This window comes from Arthrobacter sp. H41, assembly GCF_000520535.1.
Classification (GTDB): domain Bacteria; phylum Actinomycetota; class Actinomycetes; order Actinomycetales; family Micrococcaceae; genus Arthrobacter_D.
Genome location: NZ_KI914796.1, coordinates 41,234 through 43,580 on the forward strand (window position 1 = coordinate 41,234; position 2,347 = coordinate 43,580).

The following is a 2,347-nucleotide window of genomic DNA, read 5'->3' on the forward strand; positions in this document are numbered from 1 at the left end:
GCAGCCCGCCGCCGTCGGGGTGGCGAAACGGCTTGACCGCACGCCCTGCTCATCAATCGCGATGAACTCGCCCGGTTCGATCTCCCGGATGAAACTCGCACCGACGGTGGCAAGGGCCGACTGCTCGGAGGCCACCACCCAGCCGCGCTCGAGCCGCCCGAGGACGAGCGGACGGACACCGTAGGGATCCCGCGCCGCGTACAGGGTTCCTTCGTCCATGAACACGAAGCAGAACGCTCCACGGATGCTCGGAAGCAGTTCGAGGGCGGTCTCTTCGAGCGACCGGTCGTCATTTCCACCCAGAAGGGCGGTCACGAGTGCAGTGTCGGTGGTGTTGCCCTGCGCCATCTCACCGGAGCGGGGCTTCCCGTGCCGCTCAAGCACCCTTTGGTACAGCTCCGCCGAGTTGGTGAGGTTCCCGTTGTGGGCAAGCGCCACCGTTCCTGCCGCAGTTGCGCCGAGGGTGGGCTGCGCGTTGGCCCAGAGCGAGGACCCGGTGGTGGAGTACCGGCAATGACCCACCGCGATGTGCCCGGTAAGCGTATTCAGCGTCGTCTCGTCGAAGACCTGCGAGACAAGGCCCATGTCCTTGTAGACGTTGATGCGCTGTCCATCGCTGGTGGCGATCCCCGCCGATTCCTGGCCGCGGTGCTGCAGCGCGTAGAGGCCGTAGTAGGTGAGTTTGGCTACCTCTTCCCCGGGCGCCCACACCCCGAAGACACCACAGGCGTCCTGGGGTCCTTTTTCGCCGGGAAGAAGATCATGGGAAAGTTGTCCGTCGCCGCGCACCATGGGCTTATTCTCTCACGCCGGGTAGGGACTGTGCCTTCGCCGGGGCGGCCGCTCGGAGCATCGGCTCTGACATCGAGTGCGCAGTTGCGCAGTGATGACGGCTTTCCGCCGGGAAACCCGTCATTGCTGTGCAGTCGATGGGTAGAACCCGTCCCTCACCAGATCGCCCGCAACCGTTCGAGCTTCCGGACGGCGGGCGTGAGGTGACGCGATCCTGTGCCTCGGTCGGGCCGGTTGTGGGCTACTGGGCGTCGTCGTCGTAGGTGCGTCTGGCCTGCGCCCGCTGTGCGCGGCGCACGCTTCGGCGGTCGAGGATGAGCACCACGACGGCGCCCAGGATCAGGCCGGGAATCGCGAAGGCCACCGTGAAGAAGCCGAGGACCGACTCGCGCGTGAGGGTGGGATCCACCGGTCCGGTGTAGGCGACGACGAGGGCCGCGATGAAACCGAGCACAGCGCCGAGCGCCATGAACGGGACGAACCGGGGTGCCCGGCGGACGGTTACTTCACGCGGGGCTGTTCCTTCGCGGCGTCCGGTGCCTTCCAGGGATTCGGGTGTCTCCCGGCGTTCGGTCACCTCACGGTGCTCAAGCGAGTGCTCGGGGGAGTTTTCGGGCAGCGGCTTCTCGGAGCTCATGGGTTTAAGGCTACCGGCGATCACGGGACCCTCTTCACCAGCTGGTAGCCGGCCTCGTCGAAGACGAGTTCGTACGAACTGCCGGGATACGTGCCCTCGGCGTGCGCCACGGCGTCCGCGGGCCGCACCGGCCCCCAGCTCCAGTCCTCGGCGTCGACGATGAGGTAGTCGGGCGCCGGGTTGTCGTTGCCCAGCCAGTACACCTCGGCATCGGGCGCAAGGTAGGCCATGAGCACCACTCCGCTCTCCACCGACGCTCCGGACGGGATGCTGTCCATCATGCGGTGCGCGGCATCCCACCGCGGAGACTGCTGGTAGGTTCGCGGTTCTGCAAGGGCCGCGAGCGCCTGTCCCGGCAACAAGGCAAGCGCGACGACGGCGACCGCCGGACCCACGACGGCGCCGACCGCGCGCATCCACCGCCTGCCGCTCATCCGCAGCCGGGGAAGTACGTCGATCAGGGCAAGGAAGATCACCGGCATGAGTACCGCGCTGTAGTGCCAGTCGGGGCCCCAATACCCCTCCTGTCCCGAGGCGAAGCGCCACAGCAGCGTGGGAATCAGCACCAGGGCAAGCGGCGACCCCACGAACAGTGCACCGCCGGCGAGCAGGAGCAGGCCCACGGTCTCGTACTTCGCTGCTCCGCTCACAAGGGAGACCACAGCAAGGCTCGGGTCCGCCAACATTCCGCCGACGTCGATGCGGTCCGAGTAGTCGTAGGCGCCGCCCGTGTTCAGCGCCGGGAGGATGACGCGGACCGACAGGACGAGCCACAGCGCACCCCAGGCGGCGAGCCAGAGGCCTGCCCGGGACCGGAACCGCCAGGCGATGACGAGCCCGAGGACCAGGACGGTCACGCCGAGATCCTCCTTGACGAAGACGAGCATCGATCCCCACGCCACGGCGGGCACGAGCCGT

Annotated in this window: 3 protein-coding genes; all 3 read right to left on the reverse strand. The window is 67.7% G+C overall.

Going from position 1 to position 2,347, the window contains the following annotated elements; genetic code table 11:
- On the reverse strand, nucleotides 1–792 hold a 792-nt coding region (locus Y705_RS23170), incomplete at its 3' end, for an amidophosphoribosyltransferase (RefSeq protein WP_444826177.1).
- 241 nt (nucleotides 793–1,033) lie between these two features.
- Nucleotides 1,034–1,429, reverse strand: a complete 396-nt coding sequence (locus Y705_RS22330; RefSeq protein ID WP_081737953.1) for a hypothetical protein — start codon at nucleotides 1,427–1,429, stop codon at nucleotides 1,034–1,036.
- Nucleotides 1,430–1,449: 20 nt separating this feature from the next.
- The coding region (locus Y705_RS18870; protein WP_162149070.1) for a DUF2079 domain-containing protein at nucleotides 1,450–2,347 on the reverse strand (898 nt) is incomplete at its 5' end.